The organism is Tessaracoccus sp. OS52 (genome assembly GCF_020687685.1).
Taxonomy (GTDB): domain Bacteria; phylum Actinomycetota; class Actinomycetes; order Propionibacteriales; family Propionibacteriaceae; genus Arachnia.
In genome coordinates this window covers 77,587-99,763 of the sequence record NZ_JAJEWM010000005.1, presented here as the reverse complement: position 1 = coordinate 99,763, position 22,177 = coordinate 77,587, and the positions used below count along the sequence as shown (strand labels likewise).

The following is a 22,177-nucleotide window of genomic DNA, read 5'->3' as shown; positions in this document are numbered from 1 at the left end:
GTCACCAGCCCCGGTCAGCGAGCCGGTGGGGCGCCGGGAGGTCCGCGACGTTGATGCCCACCATCGCCTCACCCAGCCCGCGCGACACCTCCGCGATCACCGCCGGGTCGTCGTGGAAGGTGGTGGCCTTGACGATGGCCGCGGCGCGCCCGGCGGGGTCCCCGGACTTGAAGATGCCGGAGCCGACGAACACGCCGTCGGCGCCGAGCTGCATCATCAGCGCCGCGTCCGCAGGGGTTGCGACGCCGCCGGCAGTGAACAGCACGACGGGCAGCTTGCCCGTCTCCGCCACCTCGGCCACCAGTTCGTAGGGCGCCTGGAGCTCCTTGGCCGCGACGTAGAGCTCGTCCTTGGTCTTGGAGCGCAGCATGTTGATCTCGCCGGTGATGGTGCGGATGTGCTTGGTCGCCTCGGAGACGTCGCCGGTGCCCGCCTCGCCCTTGGAGCGGATCATCGCCGCACCCTCGGAGATCCGACGCAGCGCCTCGCCGAGGTTGGTCGCGCCGCACACGAACGGCACGTTGAATGCCCACTTGTCGATGTGGTTCACGAAGTCCGCCGGGGAGAGGACCTCGGACTCATCGATGTAGTCCACCCCGAGTTCCTGCAGCACCTGGGCCTCGACGAAGTGCCCGATCCGGGCCTTCGCCATGACCGGGATGGACACGGCCGCGATGATCTGGTCGATGAGGTCTGGGTCGCTCATCCGGGCGACGCCGCCCTGGGCCCGGATGTCTGCCGGCACGCGCTCCAGCGCCATGACCGCGACGGCGCCGGCATCCTCGGCGATCCTGGCCTGCTCCGCGGTGACGACGTCCATGATGACGCCGCCCTTGAGCATTTCTGCGAGGCCGCGCTTGACGCGACCGGTTCCCGTGCTGACAGTGGTGATGTTTGGCATAGGCCAAAAGATAACACGTCCTGGCAGTAGGCTCGTTCGCGATGGAGCACGCTGAGATCCAAGACGCGGTCCGGGGCCGGTCGGCCGCCGAGATCGCAGCTGACCTGCGCGCCCTGATCGAGCGGGGCGAGCTGGGGCCCGGCGCGCTCCTCCCCCCGGTCCGCGCGCTGGCCGACCGGCTGGGGATCAACCGCAACACGGTCGTGTCGGCGTACCGGCAGCTCGCGCAGGCGGGCCTCGTGGTCACCGGAGGCAGGGCAGGGACCCGCGTCACGGCCGTGTCCCGCGTGCCACAGGACGGGTACGCCGCCGACAGCGTGCTGCGTGACGTCGGGGCAGGCAACCCCGACCCGGCCTTCATCCCGGACCTGACCGAGGCCCTCGCCGGGCTCGCCGGGCGACCGGTGCTCTACGGCGAGCCGGTCATCGACGGCGGCCTGGAGGCGTGGGCCCGGCAGTGGATGGCAACCGACGTCCGCGGGGACTTCCGGCTGACGATCACGGGCGGCGCATTCGACGCCGTCGAGCGCCTGCTGGCCCAGGCCCTCACCCGCGATGACGCCGTCGCGCTCGAGGACCCCTGCTTCCTGGCCAGCATCCGGACGGTCCGGCTCGCCGGGTACCGGCCCGTCGCAGTCGCCGTCGACGACGAGGGCATGACGGTCGCTGGGCTGCGGGAGGCCCTGGCCCAGGGCGTGCGCGCCGTGTTGTGCACACCACGGGCACAGAACCCCACCGGCACCAGCCTCACCGAGCGCCGCGCCGCAGAACTGCGTGCCGTGCTGGCGGACCATCCCTTCGTCCTGGTGATCGAGGACGACCACTTCTCCATGCTTTCGCGGCAGCCGTACCGCTCGATCATCGGTCCAGGGCATCGCAGGTGGGCGCTGGTCCGCTCGGTCTCGAAGTTCCTCGGTCCGGACATGTCGCTCGCAGTCACCGCAACCGATCCCGAGACGGCCGAGCGGCTCGCCATGCGGCTCAGCCCGGGAACCACCTGGGTCAGTCACCTGCTGCAGCGGCTCACCCACGCCCTGCTCACGCAGGATCGCGCCCTCGAAACGATCGCCCGCGCCGCCGCGCACTACGCCGAGCGCAACGAGGCCTTCGTCACCCGCCTGGCCCGGTGCGGAATCGATGCGCCGGTACCGGATGGGTTGAGCCTGTGGGTCCCGGTCCAAGCGGACGCCCGAGCGGTCTCCGAGCAGCTGATGCGGCGCGGCTGGCTCGCCCGCACGGGCGACGAGTTCGCCGTCGAGCCGCAGAGCCCGTCGCGGCACCTGAGGCTCACGGTCCACCACCTCGACGACCAACTGGCGGACGCGCTGGCCTCAGACCTGGCCGACGCCAGCGCGTCGGCCGCGTCGTCTACCTGACTTTCAGTCCCACTGCTCCTCGACGCGGGGATCGAGTTCCCAACGGGTGTGGAACCGTCCGGACTTGTCCACCCGGTTGTAGCTGTGGGCCCCGAAGTAGTCGCGCTGGGCCTGCACCAGAGCCGTTGGGAGCCGCTCCGAGCGCAGGGCGTCGTACCAAGCCAGCGAGGAGCCAAAGGCCGGTGCCGGGATGCCGGAGGTGGCCGACAACGCCACCACTCGTCGCCAGGCCGGCAGGCAGGCCGCGATCCGGTCGGTGAACCAGGCGGCAGCCAGCAGCGAGGGCAGTTCCGGCTCCGCCTCGTAGGCGTCGGAGATGTAGTTGAGGAAGCCGGCGCGGATGATGCACCCGCCCCGCCAGATCCGGGCCAGAGCGGCGTTGTCGACACCCCACTTGAATTCCTGGCTGGCCTGCTGGATCTCGTCGAAGCCCTGGGCGTAGGCGGAGATCTTCGACGCCAGCAGCGCGTCCCGGATGGCGTCCACCAGTGCGGCACGGTCGTCGGTGGAGATGGGGGTGGTGGCGACGTCGATGCCCAGCCCGCTGATGTCGTCGCGTTCCTGGATGGAACCGGACAGGGAGCGGGCGAACGTCGCCTCGGCGATGGCCGGTACCGGGATGCCGACGTCGAGGGCGGTCTTCACCGTCCAGGCGCCGGTGCCCTTCTGGGCGGCGACGTCGGAGATGACGTCGACGAACGGCTTCCCCGTCTCCGGGTCGGCGTGGCCGAGGATGTCGGTGGTGATGTCGATCAGGTAGGAGTCCAGTTCGGTCTCCTTCCAGGAGGCGAACACGTCGCGGATCTCGAGCACCTCCATGCCGAGGCCCCGTCGCATCAGGTCGTAGGCCTCGGCGATCAGCTGCATGTCGGCGTACTCGATGCCGTTGTGGACCATCTTGACGAAGTGCCCCGCGCCGTCGGGGCCGATGTAGGTGCAGCACGGTTCGCCGTCGACCTGCGCAGCGATCGACTCCAGCATCGGCCCGATCCGGGCGTAGGACTCCCGTGTGCCTCCGGGCATGATGGACGGCCCCGTCAAGGCGCCCTCCTGCCCTCCGGAGATCCCCATGCCGACGAACTGGATCCCCGTCTCCGCGAGCGCGACGGCGCGCTCCTGGGTGTCGGTGAACAGGGTGTTGCCACTGTCGATGATGATGTCGCCGGGCTCCATGATCTCCTGCAGCGACGCGATGGTGGAGTCGGTGGGAGGGCCGGCCGGCACGAGGATGATCGCCACGCGCGGCGGGCGAAGCGCTGCCACGAAATCGGCCAACGTCTCCGCCGGCACGAACGTCCCCTCGCTGCCGTGCTCGGCGACGAGGCGTGCGGTGTTGCCGGGCGACAGGTCGTAGGCGGCGACGGCGTGCCCGTGGTGTGCCAGGTTGCGTGCCAAGGACGTGCCCATCACGCCGATTCCGACCACACCGATGTCTGCGCTTTCGGGCTGCGGGGTCTGGATGCTCATGGCCCCATTGTTGCGCGGGGCCGGTACAGCACGGGAGACCTGCGTCAGATCCGTCAGGCGTCGGTGGGCTGTGGCGACGGCGACGGGGATCCGGACGGTGAGCCTGAGGGCGACGGGCTGGGGGGCAGGCACACGGTGCCGGCCTCGCCCGGGGAGACCTGGAAGATGGGGGATTCGCCCTCGCCCGCGAACTCCGAGCCCAGCAGGACGTCGACGGTGCCGTCGGTCCTGTCGTCGTTCTCGAACTTGACCTCCTTGAAGTAGGAGGTGATCAGACGGATGGCGGGGGCGTCCTTCTCGTTGGCGCGGACCACCGTGCCAGTGACTCGTTCGTCGGTGTTGCCCACGCGGATGACTTTGAAGCCGACGTCCTCCAGGCGCGCGGCCTGACGGCGGGCGAGGCCGCTGGTGAAGCCGCCGTTGTAGATTCGCACCGAGACCTGCGTCACGTTGACCAGTTCCGAGGTCACAGTCACACAAGGCGTGGGGTCAGGGGTGGGCAGCGGGGCGGTCAGGTTGCGCCAGCCCCAGAACGCGCCCCAGACCAGGAAGGCGAGCAGGGCCAGCAGCAGCACGGGCGTCGCGATAAGTCTGAAAATGCGCACTCGTCCGGCTCAGCTCTGCTCGTCATTGATCATGGTGCGGTCAAACCTAGTCCAACTCCAGCACGCGGGCATGCAGTGTCTGCCGCTGTTGCAGGGCGGCGCGCAGCGCCCGGTGGAGTCCGTCCTCCAGGTACAACTCACCCTGGTAGGAGACCACGTGGGCGAACAGGTCCCCGTAGAAGGTGGAGTCCTCCTCCAGCAGGGTTTCCAGGTCCAGGGTGCGCTTCGTTGTGGTCAACTCGTCGAGACGGACCTGGTGGGGCGCGATGGCAGCCCACTGCTTCTGGCTGTAGCCATGGTCCTGGTAGGGGCGCCCCTCACCCACTCGCTTGAAGATCACCCAGCACACTTTAGCCGCGATCCACGGCCCTCGGGAGGTTCCCACGCGGCGATGTGGCAGGCTTTGGGGCGTGACTGAGGCAAATGCGCACGATGAAGTGATCAGGTCCGTCAGGGAGGGCTACTCGTTCGACGCGCCGTCGGTGCAGCTCGGCGTCCTCGAGGCGGGCGGCCCGGTGGTGGACGCGCCCGTGCGGATCCCCGTCTCAATGTTCAACCGGCACGGTCTGGTCGCGGGTGCGACGGGCACCGGGAAGACCGTCACCCTGCAGGTCATGGCCGAGGCACTGAGCGCGGCCGGGGTGCCCGTGTTCGCGGCCGACATCAAGGGTGACCTTTCCGGCATGGCCAGCCCCGGCTCCGGCGGTGAGAAACTGCTGGCGCGCACCGCAGAGAACGGTCAGCCATGGGAGGCCACCGCCTACCCGTGTGAGTTCTTCGCCCTCGGTGGTCAGGGCATAGGGGTCCCCATCAGGGCGACGGTGACCTCGTTCGGGCCGATTCTGCTGTCCAAGGTGCTCGGTCTCAACCAGGTCCAGGAGTCCTCGCTCGGGCTGGTCTTCTACTACGCCGACAACATGGGCCTGCCGCTGCTGGACCTGAAGGACCTCACCGAACTCCTGAAGTACCTCACCTCCGAAGAGGGCAAGCCCGAGCTGAAGGGCATCGGAGGCATCTCCTCGGCCACCGTGGGCGTGATCTTGCGCAACCTGATCACGCTGACCCAGCAGGGCGGCGACGTCTTCTTCGGCGAACCCGAGTTCGAGCCGTCGGAGCTGCTGCGGGTGGCCCCGGACGGGCGGGGGATCGTGTCCCTCCTCGAATTGCCCGACCTCGCCAGTCGGCCCGACCTGTTCTCCACGTTCCTCATGTGGCTGCTGGCCGACCTCTACCAGGAACTGCCGGAGGTGGGCGACATCGACAAGCCCAAGCTGGTGTTCTTCTTCGACGAGGCCCACCTGCTGTTCAAGGACGCCTCCGACGCGTTCCTGGACTCCATCACCCAGACCGTCCGCCTGATCCGCTCCAAGGGCGTCGGCGTGTTCTTCGTCACCCAGACGCCCAAGGACGTCCCCTCCGACGTCCTGGCCCAACTGGGGAGCAGGGTGCAGCACCAACTGCGCGCGCACACCCCCAACGACGCCAAGGCGTTGAAGGCCACCGTCTCCACCTACCCAAACTCCGGCTACGAACTGGAGGAGGTGCTCCAGCAACTGGGAACCGGGCAGGCGATCGTCACCGTCATGGACCCGGACGGCGCACCAACCCCCGTGGCCTGGACCCGGATCTGGGCTCCCGAGTCGCTGATGGGGCCAACGGATCCGCAGGCGCTGCGCGCCGGGGTCGCCCAATCCCAGCTCATGGCTCGCTACGGCCAGGCCGTCGACAGGGACTCGGCCCACGAGATGCTGATCCGCAAGGTCGAGCAGGGCGCCCGGGCGGCCGAGGAGCAGGCGCAACGGGAATCCGACGAGCAGGAATCCGAGCGGCGACGGCGCGAGGCCGGCACCGCACCGTCGGAGGGAGCAGGAAGCCGTCGCAGCACCAGGCGCGAGCCCAGCCTGGTGGAGTCCGTGGCGAAGTCGTCGGCCTTCAAGCAGTTCATGCGCACGGCTGCCCGGGAGATCGCCCGCGGGCTGTTCGGCACCGGGCGCAGACGCTGAATCCGCCCGAAAACGCAGGAGCGGGGCCGTGTGGTCACGGCCCCGCCCCATCGCTGTCTGAGGGGATTACTTCATGGTGCCCTGGGACACCGAGCCCTGCAGCTGGCGCTGGAACAGCATGTAGACGATCAGCACGGGGACGACCGTGATGATCACGGCCGCGAACAGGGCGCCGAAGTCCGTGGAGTAGCCCATCTGGGAGGCGAACCTGGCGATTCCCTGGGAGAGGACGTACTTGGGTTCGGAGGTGTTCAGTGCCACCGGGAGCAGGTACTGGTTCCACAGACCGAGGAAGTTGAAGATGGCCACCGAAGCGATGCCGGGCTTGGCCATCGGCAGCATGATCCGGAAGAACGTCGTCCACTCGCCCGCGCCGTCGACGGCAGCCGCCTCCGCGATCTCGTCCGGCAACGTCTTGAAGAACGCGTACAGGAAGAACACCGTGAACGGCAGCGCGAAGGCCACGTAGGTGAGGATCAGGCCGGCGTGGGTTCCCAACAGCGACTGGTCACCGCCACCCCAGGGCAGCGGCAGGCTCTGCAGCACCTTGTACAGCGGCACGATCGCCAGGAAGATCGGGAACGTCAGGCCGGCGAGCATGAGGTAGTAGATCAGCTGGCTGCCGGGGAACGAGTGGCGCGCGAGCACGTAGGCGCACATGGCGCCGAGGAGCATCACCAGGAACATGGAGAGCGCCACCACGACGACCGAGTTGATGAAGTACTGGCCGAAGTTGCCCTTCGTCCAGGCGTTCACGTAGTTCTCGAACACCCTGCCGTCGAGCAGTTCCTGGGGGAACGCCAAGGCGGAGGCGAAGATCTCCGACGACGTCTTGAACGACGTCATGAACGTCCAGATCAGGGGACCAACGACCAGCAGCGCCCAGATGATCAGGATGACGTGGGCGAAGGTGGTGAAGGCTTTGTCGCCGGTACTCCATTTCACCTTGCGGGTGACCAGGGGAGCCTCCGTGGTGGCGGGTACGGTTTCGGTGCTCATCAGTAGGTCACCGTGTCCTTTCCGCCAGTGAGGCGATTGACCAGGAAGACCAGGCCGGCGAAGGCGAGGGTGACAACGGCCAGCACGACGCCCATGGCCGAGGCCCGGCCCCACAGGTTGTTGCCGCCGAACGCGGTGGTGAACAACTGCTGGCTCATCACCAGGGTGGAGAAGTTCGGTCCGCCACGCGGGTTCAGGGCCGACATGTAGATGAACGCGTCGAGCGCCATGATGCCCATGTAGATGTAGGCGGTCTGGATGTTGTCCCGGATCAGGGGGATCGTGATCCTCGTCGCGGTCACGAACCTGCCGCCGCCGTCGATGCGCACGGCCTCGTAGATCTCCGCGGGCACGGCCTTGATGGCCGCGATGAACAGGAGCATGTAGAAGCCGACGAATCCCCAGATGATGACGAACATCGAGACCGGCATGGCGGTGGTCTCGTTGCCGAGCCAGGCGAAGTTGCGGAACTGCTCGAACCCGAGCGCCACCAGGATGCCGTTGACGAACCCGGAGCTGGGGTCCAGCAGCAGGCGCCACATGAAGCCGATGACGATGCCGGGGATGACATAGGGGAAGAACGAGACGACGCGGTAGAAGCCCGCCCCCCTGATGCCGCGCACATTGCCGTGTGACGGGCCGCCCATGGTGATCACGATCGCGAGGACCAGGGCCAGGATGATGGTTATCAGCGGCAGGAACACGGCCAGCATGACGTTGTTGCCGAGGGCCTTCATGAACTGCGCGTCGCTGAGCAGGTAGGCGTAGTTGTCGAACCAGACGTACTCGGCCTCCGAGATCGGTTCGAAGCCTCGCCAGTTCGTCAGTGAGTAGTGCACCGCCTGGATGAACGGGTAGATCACCAGGCCCAGGTAGATCAGCAGCGGCACGCCCAGGAAGACAGCCATGAAGCTCACCCGGTCGAAGTTCCAGCGGCCCTTGCGGCGTCGCTTCGGGGAAATGACAGCGGTATCGGGGTCCACCGCGGAGGCGGCGGGGGTTGAGTCCCCGCCGCCCGCCACAGTCGTTGATTCAGGAGTCACGAGACTGGTTCGTACTTCTCGATCGCGTCGTCGTTGCGCACCCTGTCGGTGACCTCCTGCAGGGCCGTCGTCATCGCGGCGACGTCGAGCTGGCCGTCGAGGAAGGAGTTCCAGGCCTGGACGTGGTCCGGGCCCATGCCGTAGAAGGCGTTGAAGCGCCACGTGAAGATGTCCTCACCGGCAGCGCCCAGCATGGCGATCTGCGAGGCCAGGGCCGTGGAACCGAATGCGTCCTCGGGGATGGTGTCCTTGACGATCGTCGGCGAGAGGATGGTCTCGGCGAAGTTCGCCGCCGCCTCCTGGGAGAGCATGGCGCGCATGAACTCCTTGCCGCCGGGCACGTTCGCGCCCTGCGACGGGACGATGTAGGGCTCGTCGGCCGCGGAGTGGATGGCTTCGAAGGGAAGGGCCGAGGAGCCGCTGACCGTGGGCACCGGGGTGCCGGTCATCTGGAAGTCGTCCTTGGTCTGGTCCTTCATCTCGTTCTCGATCCAGGCACCCGAGGGGTACAGCAGCGCCTCCTGGGCGTTGGACCACGACGCCTGCGCGGCCGTGAACTGGGTTCCGGAACCGCCCGGCTTGAAGTAGCCCTTGTCCACGCACTCCTTGAGCTTGGTGAGCACGTCCTGGATGGCGGGATGGCTCCAGCAGTTCTCCTCAAGGTTGTCCAGGGCGACGCGCACTTCGTGTCCGCCCTCCTTGATGGCGGAGGTGATGGCCATTTCGCCGTAGTAGTCAGCAGCCTCAAGTCCCCACAGGAACAGGTACTTGCCTGCTTCCTTCGCCTTGGCGCCAAGCTCGATGGCCTCGTCCCAGGTCTTGGGCGGGGTCCAGCCGTTCTCCTCGAACAGGGAGGCGGAGTACCACAGGCCGAAGACGGTCAGGACGTAGTTGAGAGCCACCTGCTTGCCCGAGACGATGCCCGGCTCCAGCGCACCCGCGTAGAGGGTGTCGCGGATGACCGTGCCCTCAAGGTTCGGTGCGTCGACGACCTCGGTGAGATCCTCGAGCTGGTCGACGATCGCGCTCAGGCCGATCTTGCCGGCGCCGGCGTTGTCGATGACGTCCGGCGGGTTGCCGCCGGTGAATCGGGGCTGCAGTTCCTGCGCCACCTGCGTGGTGGGTTCAACGGAGACGGTGACTCCGTCATGGGTCTTCTCGACCACCTTGCCGGCGAACTCGGCGTATGCGATTCCGTAACCGCCGTTGAAGATGATCGCCTCGACCTCGGAGGGGATCTCCAGGCCGAACGGGTTGTTGTCGTCGCCGGGGGCCGTGGTCTCCTCGGGGGATCCCGTTTCCTCGGGCGCGGAGCCCTCGTCGGTCGGCGTCTCCTCGGGGTCGCCGCCGCCGGCGCAAGCCGCGAGAGGCGCGAGGGCGCCCGCTGCGAGCGCGCCCTTCAGGAATCCGCGGCGTTGCAGGGAGTAGCTCATGGAAGATCTCCTTTTCCTTTACTGCGCTGGCCTCACCAGCGAGTCCTGCTCAGGTTTTGGTGGGGCTACTTCGCCCCGCTGAACTGATTGGAATATACGGCAGGGCCCATACGAAATGGGCTGTCACATCGGGAAGTACACGCAATCGTTACCCAACGATCAGCCCGAATGGTCATTTTGGGCTGGAGGGCGCTGGGTCTGGGTGCGCCGAGCCCGACCGGACACCGGAGAAGTTGTCGAAGGGTGGCCTGTCGGGGCCCGGTCAGCGGCCGGTGCCGGCGTGGACGACGGCCTCTTCCTCGGCATCCAGACCGAAGGCGGTGTGGGCGGCACGGACGGCCCGGTCCACGTCGTCGGAGGACACCACCACCGAGATCCGGATCTCAGACGTCGAGATCATCTGCAGGTTCACGTCCTCCCCGGCCAGCGCCTGGAAGAACGTGGCAGTCACCCCGGGGTGGGAGCGCATCCCGACGCCGACGATGGAGATCTTGCCCACCTGGTCGTCGTAGAGCAGTTCCTCGAAGCCGACCTGGTCCTTGATGGCCTCCAGCGCCTCAATGGCGCGGCCGCCGTCGGTCATGGGGAGGGTGAAGGAGATGTCGGTCTTGACGTCGGACAGGCGCGAGACGTTCTGCACGATCATGTCGATGTTGATGTCGTGGTCTGCGATGGCCCTGAAGATGAGCGCGGCCTCCCCGACGCGGTCCGGGACGCCGACGATGGTGACCTTGGCCTCGCCACGGTCGTGGGCGACGCCGGTGATGATGGCTTCTTCCATTTCTGCACCTTTCTGGACCTCTTCGTGGGACTTGACCCAGGTTCCGGGCTTGTCGGTGAACGACGAGCGGACGTGGACCTTGACGTTCTCGCGGCGCGCGTACTCGACGCAGCGCAGGTGGAGGATCTTGGCGCCGGAGGCCGCGAGCTCCATCATCTCCTCGTAGCTGATCTCGGTGATCGGACGGGCGGCGGGCACGATCCGCGGGTCCGCCGTGAACACGCCGTCGACGTCGCTGTAGATCTCGCAGTAGTCGGCCCCCAGCGCCGAGGCCAGCGCGACGGCGGTGGTGTCGGAGGCGCCGCGGCCGAGCGTGGTGATGTCCTTGGTGGACTGCGAGACGCCCTGGAAGCCGGCGACGATGGCGACGTTGCCCTCCTGCACCGCGGCCTCCACGCGTCCGGGCGTGATGTCGATGATGCGGGCGTTGCCGTGCGTGGGTGTTGTGATGACGCCCGCCTGGGAGCCGGTGTAGGAGACCGCGTCCACACCAAGGTCAGACAGGGCCATGGCCAGCAGGGCGGCGCTCTGACGCTCGCCCGTGGTCAGGAGCATGTCCAGCTCCCGCGACTTGGGCCGGGGCGAGACCTGCAGGGCCAGGTCCATCAGCTCATCGGTGGTGTCGCCCATGGCGGAGATCACGATGATGACCTCGTTGCCCTCGCTGCGGGTGCGGGCGATCCGGCGGGCGACCCGTTTGATGGAGTCGGCGTCCGCCACGGATGAGCCGCCGTACTTCTGAACGATGCGTGCCATGCACTTCCTTCCTGCTGCTGGACCAGACTAGTCACTGTTGTCCGAAGTTGCCGAGCGCCAGTCCGCGCACCGGTACCCTGTGCCGCATGGACACCATTCGTTGGGGGTTCGTCGGAGCGGGATGGATCGCCGACGTCATGGCATCTGACTTCGGGTTCGTCCACAACGCCGAGCTGGCGGCCGTCGCTTCCCGCGATCTGGGACGCGCCCAGCAGTTCGCCTCCAAGCACGGTGTGCGCAAGGCCTACGGCAGCTATGTGGAACTGCTGGAGGACGACGACATCGACGTCGTCTACCTCGCCAACACCCACCCGCACCACCGCGACGTCGCGCTCGCGGCCATCGAACGGGGCAAGGCGCTTCTGGTCGAGAAGGCCTTCACGGCCACCCTCGCAGGGACCCGCGAGGTGGTCGATGCCGCCCGGGCCAAAGGGGTCTTCTGCATGGAGGCCATGTGGACCCGGTTCCTGCCCGCAATCTCGGCCGCGCGCGAGGTCGTCGCCTGGGGACGGATCGGTGACGTGCTGGGAGTGCAGGGAGACCTCTGTGCCTACCGTGAATACGATCCCCACCACCGTCTCTTCGACCCTGCGACCGGAGGCGGTGCCATCCTCGACCTCGGCGTCTACGTGGTCTCCTTCGCCCAGGCCTTCCTCGGCCAGGCCCGCACCGTTCAGTGCGTCGGCAGGTACGCGCCCAACGGCGTCGACGCGGCAGCGGCCATGAGCATCGAGTACGCCACCGGCGGGCTGTCGGCGCTGGCGTGCGGCTTCGACGGACACGGTCCCGGACGGATGGCGATCTACGGGACCAAGGGCTGGATCGAGGTCGAACCGAGGTTCCATCACCCGACGACGTTGTCGGTGCACCGCACCGGGGTGCTGCCGCGAGTGATCGAGGCCAACATGACCGGCCGTGGGTATGCCCACGAGGTCGCAGAGGTGACCGAACGGGTCCTCGCCGGCGACACCGAGTCGCCGATCATGCCGCTCAACGACACCGTCGAGGTCATGCGTGTCCTGGAGGAGTGCCTCGCGCAGATGGGGATCGAACACCGGGAAGCGGTGGTTGAGGTCTGAGTTGGCTGCGTCCGCCGGAAGGTTATGGGGGTGAACGGACCGGGCCCGTTTCCGATGCGCCCAGGTCTGCGGGGGCGCACCTCGCTTCCACGCGCGTTGACCAGCGGTTCCGCGGGTTGACCGGCGGTTCCGCGGGTTGACCGGCGGTTCCGCGGGTTGACCAGCGTTATCGCCGATTGACCAGCGCTTCAGTGCGTTGACCAGCGTTATCGCTCGGCACCAGCCTTGTAGGGCTGGTGGCGAGCAACAACGCTGGTGAACGGGGAGTGGGCGGATGGGGCCCTGCGGGGTATGCGCGGCTCCGTCGGTGGCGACGTCGACTCCGCTGTGCCATCACCAGCCCTTCCGCGCGTTAACCAGCGCTTCCCCCGGTTGACCAGCGCTCTAGGGCGTTGACCAGCGTTATCGCTCGGCACCAGCCGTACAAGGCTGGTGGTGCGCAATAACGCTGGTAAACCGGGGGACCGGGCCCCACCGTCGGCGCGCCCAGGCAACGAGTGTTGGCGATCGCAGCGAGTGGGTGCGGCGCAGCGAGTTGCGCGGCCGCAGCCAGTCGGCGCCCCTGCAACCGGCCGGCGCGGCCGCAGCCAGTCGGCGCCCATGCAACCGGCCGCCGCGGCCGCAACTAGTGGGCGCCGCGTAACCGAACGGTCTGGTCAGACGATGGGGTCGGGGGTTGGGTCGGTGCCGGGGATGTGGAGGCCGAGGTCGCGGTGGCCGGGGTGCCCGGCCAGCTTGTCGACGATGGCCGCCAGGGCGCCGTCGCCGGTCACGTTCGTCGCGGTGCCGATGGAGTCGATCGCGATGTAGGTGGCGATCATGAGGCCGACCTGTTCCGGGGAGAACCCCAGTTGCGACTCCAGCAGGGCCGCTGCGGTCACGATGGCGCCGCCCGGGACTCCGGGGGCCGCCACCATGGCGATGCCCAGCATCAGGATGAAGCCGAGGATCAGCAGCGGTGGCGTCTCCATCCCGGACATGAACATGATCGCGAGCGCGAAGCCCGTGATCTTGATGGTGGAGCCAGCCAGGTGGATGGTGGCGCACAGCGGGATCACGAAGGCCGCGATGTTCTCCGAGACCCCCATCTTGATGGCCGAGCGGAGCGTGACCGGGATGGTCGCGGCCGACGACGAGGTTCCCAGCGCCGTCGCGTAGGCGGGCAGCATGGCTCGGATCATCGCGAAGGGGTTCTTCTTCGAGACCGAGCCGGCGACGGTGTAGAGCAACACCAACCAGATCACGGTGAGCGCGAAGACGACCACCACCACCCAGAAGAACGCAGTGATGACCTCCCACACCTGCCCCGCGAAGGTCATGTTCAGGAAGATGCCGAAGATGTAGAGGGGCAGCAGGGGAACGATGATCCTGCTGATCACGATGTTGATGACGTGCCGGAAGTCGACGAACACCTGGTGCAGCACCGGCGCGTCGAAGGCGGTGAGGGCGACGCCGACGACGAACGCGAACACCAGCGCCGTCATCACCTGGAACATCGGCGGCATCTCGATGGTGAAGAAGGCCGTGGCAAGGCCGGATTCGGGGTCGGCCAGCTCGGTCACGCCCGTGCCCGAGAGAACCCTCGGCCACACGAGCATGCTGGTCCCCCAACTGAGCAGGCCAGCGAGGATGGTGGAGACATAGGCAAGCCCGGCGGTGATTGCCAGCCACTTGCCGGCGCCCTTGCCCAACTCGTCGATGGCGGGCGTGATGAGCCCGACGATGAGCAGGGGAATGATGAAGCCCAGGAAGTTGCCGAAGATCCCGTTGAAGGTCACGAAGAGCCGCACGAGGAACTCGGGGAGGAACGAGCCGAGCGCGATGCCCAGCACGATCGCTATCAGCACCTGCAGCAACAGGTTCAGCTTTGGCAGCTTGGCCATCCGGGGCCCCCTTCGAAGGACTACGACTGGCCCATTGAACCATCCCGGGACGGGATCGGACGCAGGCCCCCGAGTACTTCGTTGAGGGCCTCGGTGGCCGACGGGTGGGTGTAGACGCCGTCGCGAAGCTGGCTTGCGGTGATGCCGTGCCGCATGGCCATGGCCACCAGGTTGATGACCTCTTCGGCGTGGACGTGCATCATGGCGGCCCCCAGCACCTCGTCGGTGGCGGCGTCGACGACGAACTTGACGATTCCCCGCGAGTCGCCCTCGATCTTCGGACGGGGCATGGCGGCGATGTCAGCCACCTTCCTCGTGGCGACCAGAACGTCGCGGCCTGAGTCCTCAGCCTGCTTGGTGGTGACGCCGACGCGGGCGAGCGGGGGAGTGAGGAACAGCGTGTAGGGGACGACGCGATCACCGGTGGTTCGGACGCCGTCGCCGACGAGCTGGTCGGCAACGATCCGGTAGTCGTCGAGCGAGGTGTAGGTGAACATGGGGGCACCTTTCACGTCACCGATGGCGAACACGCCCTCGGCTGAGGTGCGCAGGTGGTCGTCGACGACGACGAAACCATGCTCGTCGACCTCAACCCCCGCCGCCTCCAGTCCGAGGCCGTCCGTTGCGGGGGTGCGTCCGACGGCGAGCAGCACAGCCTCGGCAGTGATTGACTCCCGCGAACCGTCGGCCTCATAGGTGACTCGCGCCCGGTCGGTGCCCGGGTCGATTCTTGCCACTGCCGCGCCCGCGACGAAGCGGACGCCGTCGCCCTCCATGATCTCGACGGCGGTGGCGGCCACGTCGTCGTCCTCACGCCTGAGCGGTCGGGAGCCGCGGTCGAGGACCGTCACCTCGGAGCCGAAGTGCCTGAACATCGAGGCGAACTCCAGTCCTACGTAACCGCCGCCGACGACCACGAGACTGCGTGGGAGGGGATCGGCGTGCTGGAGGGTGGTCGAGTCGTGGACGGTCGCGCCCAGCGGGGCGCCGTCGAGCCCCGGGATCCCCGGGACGTTCGGCCGGGACCCGGTGTTGATCACGACGGTCCGGGCGACGATCCTGAGCTCGTCAGCACCTTGCGCCACCGTGACCTCCCGCGGTCCTGTGAACACGGCCCGACCGGAGACCAGCAGCACGGTGTCCACCTCATCAAGCAGCGAGTGGTTCTTCTTGCGCATGGCTGCGGTGAGTTCGTCGCGGCGGGCCACCGCGTCGCTGAACCAGGCGGAGGGTTCGTCCTGAGGACGGCGGGCGGCGGCGTCGTGGATCAGGGCCTTGGTGGGGACGCAGGCGACGTTGATGCAGGTGCCGCCGACCATCATCGGGTCCTGCTCCACCAGCGCGACCCGTTTGCCCGCCCGGCCCATCGCCCCGGCCAGGGTCTTGCCGCCCTTGCCCCAACCGATGACCAGAATGTCCACCTGCTCCTGGTGCTTCACGGGCGACTCCTTCGGTTGACTGCTCCGAGCCTACGACGGCCGAACCATCGGCCGAGCCAGCTGTGAAACGATGAGGAAGTGAGCCGCCCACCGACCAGCCCCGCTCCCATCGATGAGCCCTGTGAGTGGCTCGGCTCCCGGCTGGTGCCGGCCTCCGACCTCTGGGAGCGTCTGGGGTTCCGTGGCCAGGACCTGGCCGACGTCCGCGCCGCAGCCTCGGGCCTGCTCTCGGGCGCCGACGCCGACGCGCGGGCGCGGCAGCGATCAGTGGCCGACGCCGCGGCGGGGCTGGGCGCGATCGTCGGCAGCTTCCGTACCCACTCCGGCGTCTTCGGCGACAAGGAGGCGGAGGCCTTCGCCGCTACGGGCGTTCCGGGCCACGGGTGGGGCGTGGCGGCAGTCCTCGCGCTGGCCGCGGCTGTGCCCGAGGTGCGGTCGTTCCACCGCGCCAGGGGCATTCCCGACGCCGTCTCCTGGGCAACGCTGGGCGACCTCGCGCAACAGGTCCGCGTGCACCGTCTGACCTACGGGGAGTTCGGGCTGCACGCTCACGGTTGGCTCCTGACGGCGTGGTCAGGTGCCCTGTACTGGCTCGGGAGGTTGCAGTTCAACCTCCACTGGTACGAGCCGACGGGCAGCCCCGGGAACCCGGTGGCGGAACCCGCACCACGTTGGGTGCTCTCGACCCATATCCCGGCCACCGGGGCGCTGGAGCCGGCGGCGGTGACGGACTCCTTCAACCGCGCGAAGGCGTTCTTCGCCGAGCACTTCTCGGACTTCCCGGTCAGCGAGTTCCACTGCGACTCCTGGCTCCTGGACCCCCGACTCGCACAGCTTTCCCCGGAGTCGAACACAGCCCGCTTCCAGGGTCTGTGGCGGCTCGACGGCGTCGGCCGGGACTGCGACAGCGATGCCGTGTTCTTCATCTGGAACCGGCGCGACGGTGTCGACCCGGCCTCCCTTCCCGTCGACAGCTCACTGCGGCGACTGGTGGCCGGAGAGATGGCAGCGGGTCGCCCGTGGCAGAGTCGACGCGGACTCATTGCCTTCGATGGACTACGCGCAGTCTGAGCACCGGACAGCCTCACGCCTGCAGGATGTGGGCGCCGCGGTCCTTGAGGGCCTTGACGCTCTTCGCGGTGAGCCCGCCGTCGGTGGCGATGCAGGAGGGTGTCGCGACGTCGCACAGCTTGAAGGGCGCAACTTTGCCGAACTTGCCGGAGTCCGCCACCACGACCGAGGTGACGGCGTTGGCGAGGACGATCTTCTTCAACTGGAGCTCGTCGCGCTCGAACAACGTGACACCGGCTGTCGGATCTATCGCGCCGACGGAGATTAGTCCCACGTCCGGGTAGACGCCCTCCAGGAACGACGCCGGGGCACTGCCTTCCAGGGACAGGTCGCTCTTCCGGAGATTGCCGCCGGTGAGGATGATGTTGCAGGCGGGGAGCTTTGCGAGCGCCGTCGCCACCCGCAGGGAGGCGGTGACGACAGTGCCCCTGAAAGTTTGGTGGAGGGCTGCGGCGACAGCCTCGACGGTGGTGCCGTCGTCGAGGAAGACCGTGGCCTCATCGGGGATCCGGGAAGCCACGAGTGCGGCGATCTGCCGCTTCTCGGCGGCGGCCACGCGTTCCCGCTCGACGTGCGAAGGTTCTGTGCAGGCCCCCACTGCGACGGCGCCCCCGTAGACCCGCTGGGCCAGGGACCGGCGCTCCAGTTCGACGAAGTCGCGCCGGATGGTCTCGACGGACACTTCGAAGCGCTGTGCGATGGCCTCGGTCTCAACGCCGCCGTTGCTCTGCAGCTCCTGCAGGATCAACTGGCGCCTTGCCTCCGCCAACATCGGGTCCCCTTCGTTGTGATGGACACAGCCTAGGGGGTTCCCCGATACGGGTCTTGATGCTCGATACAAGCCTTGGGCCTGGATACAAGCCTTGGGCCTGGATACAAGCCGTGTACGGCGGGTATCCAGCACCAAGGCTTGTATCCGGTCCGAGGGAGTCCCCTCAGGCCTTCGTGAGCCTCAGGGCCAGACCGAGTTCCTCGTCGGTGTGCGTGGCCTCGGGCAGATCGTCGGCCAACTCGAGGGAGAGGGCGAGCACCTCGTCGCGGATCAGCTGGGAGCCCTCCGCGACAGCGACGGCGAGTTCCGGCCCCGCCTTGAGCGCCAGGTGGATCCGGTCGGAGACGTCGAGACCGGTGTTCTTGCGTGCCTCCTGCACAGTGCGGATGACTTCCCGCACCAGTCCGGCGCGCACCAGCTCCGGTGTCAGTTCAAGGTCCAGCGCCACCGTCTCGCCCTGCTCGTTGACCACCGACCACCCCTCGCGCGGGCGCTCGGTCAGGATCACGTCGTCGGCGCCCAGGGTGAGCTGCTCGCCTTCGAACTCCACCGACGTCGTGCCCGTGGCCGCGAGTTCCGCGGCGAGCCGGGACGCGTCGGTCCCCGCGATGGCGGCGGCCACCTGTGGCGTCTGCTTGCCGAATCGCTTGCCCAGGTTGCGGAAGTTGCCCTTGGCCGAATGGTCCACGAGGTCTCCGGCTGCTGCGAACGTCTCAACCGACACGATGTTGAGTTCGGCGCGGATCTCGTCGACCAGTTCAGGACTCAGCCTCGACAGGGCGTCGGAGGGCACCAGCATGCGGCTGAGGGGCTGGCGGATCTTCACCTTGGACTCGGCGCGGGCAGCGCGGCCCAGTTCGACGAGGCGCCTGGTCACCCCCATGGAGCGGGAGAGTTCCTCGTCGATCACCGACCGGTCCGCCTCGGGCCACGAGGTCAGGTGGACCGACTGCGGACCGTCTGGGTCCGTTGCCGCGAACAGGTCGCGCCAAACCCGCTCGGTGACGAACGGCATGATCGGCGCCATCAGGCGCGTCAGGACGTTCAGGGTCTCGTGCAGCGTCCACATCGCCGACGGCTCGGCGTTCCAGAAGCGACGGCGGGAGCGGCGCACGTACCAGTTGGACAGGTGGTCCACGAAGGCTGCCACCTGGGTGCCCGCGTGCTGGGTGTCGAAGTCCTCCAGCGCCGCCGTCACGCCCGTGACGAGGGCGGCCGTCTCCGAGACGAGCCAGCGGTCCAGCACGTGCCGATCTGCGACGGCGGGCGCCTCGCCCGTGGGAGTCCAGTCGGAGGCACCGGCGTAGAGGGTGTGGAACGCGACGGTGTTCCAGTAGGTGAGCAGCACCTTCCGGACCGTCTCCTGGATGGTGGTGTGACCCACCCGCCGCGCCGACCACGGCGAACCGGAGCATGCCATGAACCAGCGCACCGCGTCCGCGCCATGCTCGTCCATAAGCGGGATGGGCGCGAGGATGTTGCCCAGGTTCTTGCTCATCTTGCGGCCGTCCTCGGCGAGGATGTGGCCCAGGCACAGCACGTTCTCGTACGACGACTCGTCGAAGACCAGCGTGCCGACGGCCATCAGCGAGTAGAACCAGCCGCGGGTCTGGTCGATGGCCTCGCAGATGAAGTCGGCAGGGTAGTTGTTGCGCAGCTTCTCCTCCGAGCCCGGCGCGTGCGGGTAACCCCACTGGGCGAACGGCATGGAGCCGGAGTCGAACCACGCGTCGATCACCTCGGGGACGCGACGGTAGGTGGCGCCGTCGCGGGTGATCACGACGTCGTCGATGAAGGGACGATGCGGGTCCAGGTCCGCCAGGTCACGCCCGACGAGCTCACCCAGCTCAGCCAGGGATCCGACGCAGATCAGGTCCTTCGGATCGGCCTCGTTGCGCCAGATGGGCAGGGGCGTGCCCCAGTACCGGGTCCGCGAGAGCGCCCAGTCCACGTTGTTCTCCAGCCAGTCGCCGAAGCGGCCGTGCTTGATGTTGTCTGGATACCAGTTGGTCTCCTCGTTCTCGCTCAGCAGGCGGTCCTTGATCCGGGTGGTGCGGATGTACCACGACGGCTGGGCGTAGTAGAGCAGCGGGGTGTGGCAGCGCCAGCAGTGCGGGTAGCTGTGGAGGTAGTCCAGCTTGCGGAACAGCAGGCCGCGGGCTTCGAGGTCGGCGACCAGGTCGGCGTCGGCGGTCTTGAAGAACTGGCCGCCGACGAGTTCCAGACCGGGCTCGAAGGTGCCGTCGGGCAGGATCGGGTTGACCAACGGCAGGCCGTAGGCCCGGCACACGGCCATGTCGTCCTCGCCGAAGGCGGGCGCCTGGTGCACCAGGCCCGAGCCGTCGTCGGTGGTGACGTAGGTGGCCAGCACGACGAAGTGTGCGGGCGCGTCGAAGGCCACGAGTTCGAAGGGCCGTTGGTAGGTCCAGCGCTCCAGGTCAGCTCCGGTGAAGCTCTGACCGCGTGTCCATTCCTCACCGAGCACCTTGTCGAAGAGGGGTTCTGCCACCAGCAGCGACTTCTCGCCGTCCTTGGAGCCGACGACGTAGGTCACCTCCGGGTGTGCCGCGACGGCGGTGTTGGAGACCAGCGTCCACGGCGTCGTCGTCCACACCAGCATGTCGACGTCGCCCGCGAGCGGTCCGCCGGTGAGCGGGAATCGGACATAGACCGACGGGTCGTGCACGTCCTGGTAGCCCTGCGCGAGTTCATGGTCGGACAGGGTGGTGCCGCAGCGGGGGCAGTAGGGGGCCACCCGGTAGTCCTCCTCCAGGAGTCCCTTGTCGAAGATCTGCTTCAGCGCCCACCACAGGGACTGGATGTACTCCGGCGTCATGGTGACGTAGGCGTCGTCCATGTTGACCCAGTACCCCATGCGGGTGGTGAGTTCGGTGAACGCGTCGACGTGGCGCAGCACGGATTCGCGGCACTTGGCGTTGAACTCCTCGACGCCGTAGGCCTCGATGTCGGGCTTGCCGGAGAAACCCAGTTCTTTCTCGACGGCGAGCTCGACGGGTAGCCCGTGGCAGTCCCAGCCTGCCTTGCGCTCGACGTGGTAGCCCTGCATGGTCTTGAAGCGGGGGAAGACGTCCTTGAACACCCGGGCCTCGATGTGGTGGGTGCCGGGCATGCCGTTGGCAGTCGGCGGACCCTCGTAGAAGGTCCACGGCGTGCCACCCGCGGTCGCCTCGAGGGAGGCGTCGAAGGTGCCCTCGGAAGCCCAGGTCTGGAGGATCTCCCGCTCCATGGCGGGGAAGTCGACGGACGCCGGGACGGGGCGGTAGCTGCGGGTGGTCATCTGGTCCTCTTCGTTCAATCGATCGGTGATCGGTGAAGGGACGAGCCGGGGCCCGCGGTACCACCCTCCTTGGATGCAGTTCGCATCCCGCTCGGTTGTGCCGCTGCCGGTTCTACTGGGTCCGTGGAGGACCGTTCTTCCGGCGGCTCCGGGGTGATGGCCCCATCCTCGCCTTGCGACGCCCCAATTATGCGCGACGCGTCAAGTCGCCGACAAGCCGGGCGCCGTGCGGCCCCTGCGAGGCGCTCCGGCTGTCCTAGTCTTGGCATGGACAGGCACGCGGGGTCGACGAGGATTCGGGAGTTCGGCAGATGGAGTACATGGGACTGTTCTGGTTCGCGTTCATCGCGCTGGCGGTGGTGGCCATCTTCATCATCGCCTACGTCACCCACCAGCGGAACAAGAAGCTGTGGGCCAGGTGGTCAAAGGCTCGCAACTGGGTGTTCCACGAGAAATGGCCGGAGATGGCCCGGACCTTTCGCGGTGGCCCCTTCAACACGGGCTCCGGCCGCCGAGCCTCCTTCGGGTACGAGGGCACCTTCGATGGGCTCCCCGTGCATGGTTTCAACTACCAGTACTCCACCGGGTCAGGCGATGACAGGCGGACGCACTACTTCCACGTCGACGTCCTCCGCCTGGGCGGGCGTTTCCCCAGGCTGGAGATCGGCCGGGAGAACTGGGCCACCCGAACCTTCTCAGGCGACATCCAGTTCGAGGACGCGCAGTTCAACCGGGAATGGCGCATCAAGGGGGAGTCCCCGCGGTTCGCGCACGACGTCGTGCACCCTCGGATGATGGCGTGGCTGCAGAGCGGTGAGGTGCCCGAGTTCTCCGAGCTGTGGTTCGAGAACGGCTGCCTGCTGGTGGCCACCTCGGGAAGTCGCAAACCCGACGAGGTGGACACCTACCTGCGCCTGCTGACCAGGTTTGCCTCGCAGCTGCCGCCCTTTCTGCTGGCCGAGGTCGGCCTGGGCCGACTGCCGATCACGTGGAACGGTCCGGGTGTGACGCCCGAGGAGCAGGCTCGCCGGATCGCCGAGCTCGCCGCCCAGGAGGAGCAGGGCTGACCGAACAGGAGTTGACATGGACGCTGAGCACCCCCTTGATGCCTACTCGGCTGCCGTCACGAAGGTGGTCCGGGCGGTGGGCCCGTCTGTGGCGAGCCTGTACGTCGTCGGCGAGCAGGGTAGGGAGGGATCCGGTTCCGCCGTCGTGATCGGCGACCGGGTGCTGGTCACCAACGCCCATGTGGCCGGTCGGACGCGCAGGGT

At 67.7% G+C, this 22,177-nt stretch carries 17 protein-coding genes; 5 read left to right on the top strand and 12 right to left on the bottom strand.

Annotated elements, in window-relative coordinates; translation table 11 throughout:
• Window position 1 precedes the first annotated feature (1 nt).
• On the bottom strand, window positions 2-901 hold the full coding sequence (gene pdxS, locus LKO27_RS13950; RefSeq protein WP_227738126.1) for a pyridoxal 5'-phosphate synthase lyase subunit PdxS: 900 nt from the start codon (window positions 899-901) through the stop codon (window positions 2-4).
• A gap of 41 nt (window positions 902-942) precedes the next feature.
• Here pdxS and LKO27_RS13945 point away from each other — a divergent pair, with 41 nt between their 5' ends.
• A complete protein-coding gene (locus LKO27_RS13945; protein WP_227738125.1) occupies window positions 943-2,277 on the top strand; it encodes an aminotransferase class I/II-fold pyridoxal phosphate-dependent enzyme in 1,335 nt (444 codons plus the stop codon).
• Between the two features lie 3 nt (window positions 2,278-2,280).
• Here LKO27_RS13945 and gndA read toward each other — a convergent pair whose 3' ends face one another.
• Genes gndA through LKO27_RS13930 form a run of 3 tightly spaced genes read right to left on the bottom strand, consistent with a single transcriptional unit; the run spans window position 2,281 to window position 4,689 of the window.
• Entirely contained in the window at window positions 2,281-3,744 is a 1,464-nt protein-coding gene (gene gndA / locus LKO27_RS13940; protein ID WP_227738124.1) for an NADP-dependent phosphogluconate dehydrogenase, read from the bottom strand.
• A gap of 53 nt (window positions 3,745-3,797) precedes the next feature.
• Window positions 3,798-4,349, bottom strand: a complete 552-nt coding sequence (locus tag LKO27_RS13935) for a LytR C-terminal domain-containing protein (RefSeq protein WP_227738123.1) — start codon at window positions 4,347-4,349, stop codon at window positions 3,798-3,800.
• A gap of 46 nt (window positions 4,350-4,395) precedes the next feature.
• On the bottom strand, window positions 4,396-4,689 hold the full coding sequence (locus LKO27_RS13930; protein WP_227738122.1) for a type II toxin-antitoxin system VapB family antitoxin: 294 nt from the start codon (window positions 4,687-4,689) through the stop codon (window positions 4,396-4,398).
• 70 nt (window positions 4,690-4,759) lie between these two features.
• Between LKO27_RS13930 and LKO27_RS13925 the strand changes: the two genes are divergently transcribed.
• On the top strand, window positions 4,760-6,352 hold the full coding sequence (locus LKO27_RS13925) for a helicase HerA-like domain-containing protein (RefSeq protein WP_227738121.1): 1,593 nt from the start codon (window positions 4,760-4,762) through the stop codon (window positions 6,350-6,352).
• A 66-nt stretch (window positions 6,353-6,418) separates the two neighbouring features.
• On the opposite strand, the gene LKO27_RS13920 is transcribed toward LKO27_RS13925, so the two are convergent.
• The 4 genes from LKO27_RS13920 to LKO27_RS13905 form a co-directional block, all read right to left on the bottom strand.
• Window positions 6,419-7,351 carry a carbohydrate ABC transporter permease gene (locus tag LKO27_RS13920; protein ID WP_227738120.1) on the bottom strand — a complete coding sequence of 311 codons (933 nt, stop codon included), beginning with the start codon at window positions 7,349-7,351 and terminating at the stop codon, window positions 6,419-6,421.
• Window positions 7,351-8,394 carry a carbohydrate ABC transporter permease gene (locus LKO27_RS15670; RefSeq protein WP_227738119.1) on the bottom strand — a complete coding sequence of 348 codons (1,044 nt, stop codon included), beginning with the start codon at window positions 8,392-8,394 and terminating at the stop codon, window positions 7,351-7,353. Before LKO27_RS15670 ends, LKO27_RS13920 begins: the two co-directional genes overlap by 1 nt.
• Window positions 8,391-9,827 (bottom strand): N-acetylglucosamine/diacetylchitobiose ABC transporter substrate-binding protein, encoded by a 1,437-nt coding sequence (gene ngcE / locus LKO27_RS13910; RefSeq protein WP_227738118.1) that lies wholly within the window; start codon window positions 9,825-9,827, stop codon window positions 8,391-8,393. Before ngcE ends, LKO27_RS15670 begins: the two co-directional genes overlap by 4 nt.
• Before the next feature lie 262 nt (window positions 9,828-10,089).
• Entirely contained in the window at window positions 10,090-11,364 is a 1,275-nt protein-coding gene (locus tag LKO27_RS13905) for an aspartate kinase (protein WP_227738117.1), read from the bottom strand.
• Between the two features lie 86 nt (window positions 11,365-11,450).
• Here LKO27_RS13905 and LKO27_RS13900 point away from each other — a divergent pair, with 86 nt between their 5' ends.
• On the top strand, window positions 11,451-12,443 hold the full coding sequence (locus tag LKO27_RS13900) for a Gfo/Idh/MocA family protein (protein ID WP_227738116.1): 993 nt from the start codon (window positions 11,451-11,453) through the stop codon (window positions 12,441-12,443).
• 656 nt (window positions 12,444-13,099) lie between these two features.
• Here LKO27_RS13900 and LKO27_RS13895 read toward each other — a convergent pair.
• Together LKO27_RS13895 and LKO27_RS13890 are read right to left on the bottom strand one after the other, a co-directional pair.
• The gene (locus tag LKO27_RS13895) at window positions 13,100-14,326 is read right to left on the bottom strand and encodes a dicarboxylate/amino acid:cation symporter (RefSeq protein ID WP_227738115.1); all 1,227 of its coding nucleotides are present in this window, start codon (window positions 14,324-14,326) and stop codon (window positions 13,100-13,102) included.
• A gap of 20 nt (window positions 14,327-14,346) precedes the next feature.
• Window positions 14,347-15,765 (bottom strand): FAD-dependent oxidoreductase, encoded by a 1,419-nt coding sequence (locus tag LKO27_RS13890; RefSeq protein WP_227738114.1) that lies wholly within the window; start codon window positions 15,763-15,765, stop codon window positions 14,347-14,349.
• A gap of 78 nt (window positions 15,766-15,843) precedes the next feature.
• On the opposite strand from LKO27_RS13890, the gene LKO27_RS13885 reads away from it, so the two are divergent.
• Window positions 15,844-16,836 (top strand): acyltransferase domain-containing protein, encoded by a 993-nt coding sequence (locus LKO27_RS13885; protein WP_227738113.1) that lies wholly within the window; start codon window positions 15,844-15,846, stop codon window positions 16,834-16,836.
• 13 nt (window positions 16,837-16,849) lie between these two features.
• Here the strand turns inward: LKO27_RS13885 and LKO27_RS13880 are convergent, their stop codons facing one another.
• Together LKO27_RS13880 and ileS are read right to left on the bottom strand one after the other, a co-directional pair.
• On the bottom strand, window positions 16,850-17,608 hold the full coding sequence (locus LKO27_RS13880; RefSeq protein WP_227738112.1) for a DeoR/GlpR family DNA-binding transcription regulator: 759 nt from the start codon (window positions 17,606-17,608) through the stop codon (window positions 16,850-16,852).
• A 163-nt stretch (window positions 17,609-17,771) separates the two neighbouring features.
• Window positions 17,772-20,936 carry an isoleucine--tRNA ligase gene (gene ileS / locus LKO27_RS13875; RefSeq protein ID WP_370630044.1) on the bottom strand — a complete coding sequence of 1,055 codons (3,165 nt, stop codon included), beginning with the start codon at window positions 20,934-20,936 and terminating at the stop codon, window positions 17,772-17,774.
• A 281-nt stretch (window positions 20,937-21,217) separates the two neighbouring features.
• On the opposite strand from ileS, the gene LKO27_RS13870 reads away from it, so the two are divergent.
• Window positions 21,218-21,973 carry a hypothetical protein gene (locus LKO27_RS13870; protein ID WP_227738110.1) on the top strand — a complete coding sequence of 252 codons (756 nt, stop codon included), beginning with the start codon at window positions 21,218-21,220 and terminating at the stop codon, window positions 21,971-21,973.
• Window positions 21,974-22,177: the final 204 nt, after the last annotated feature.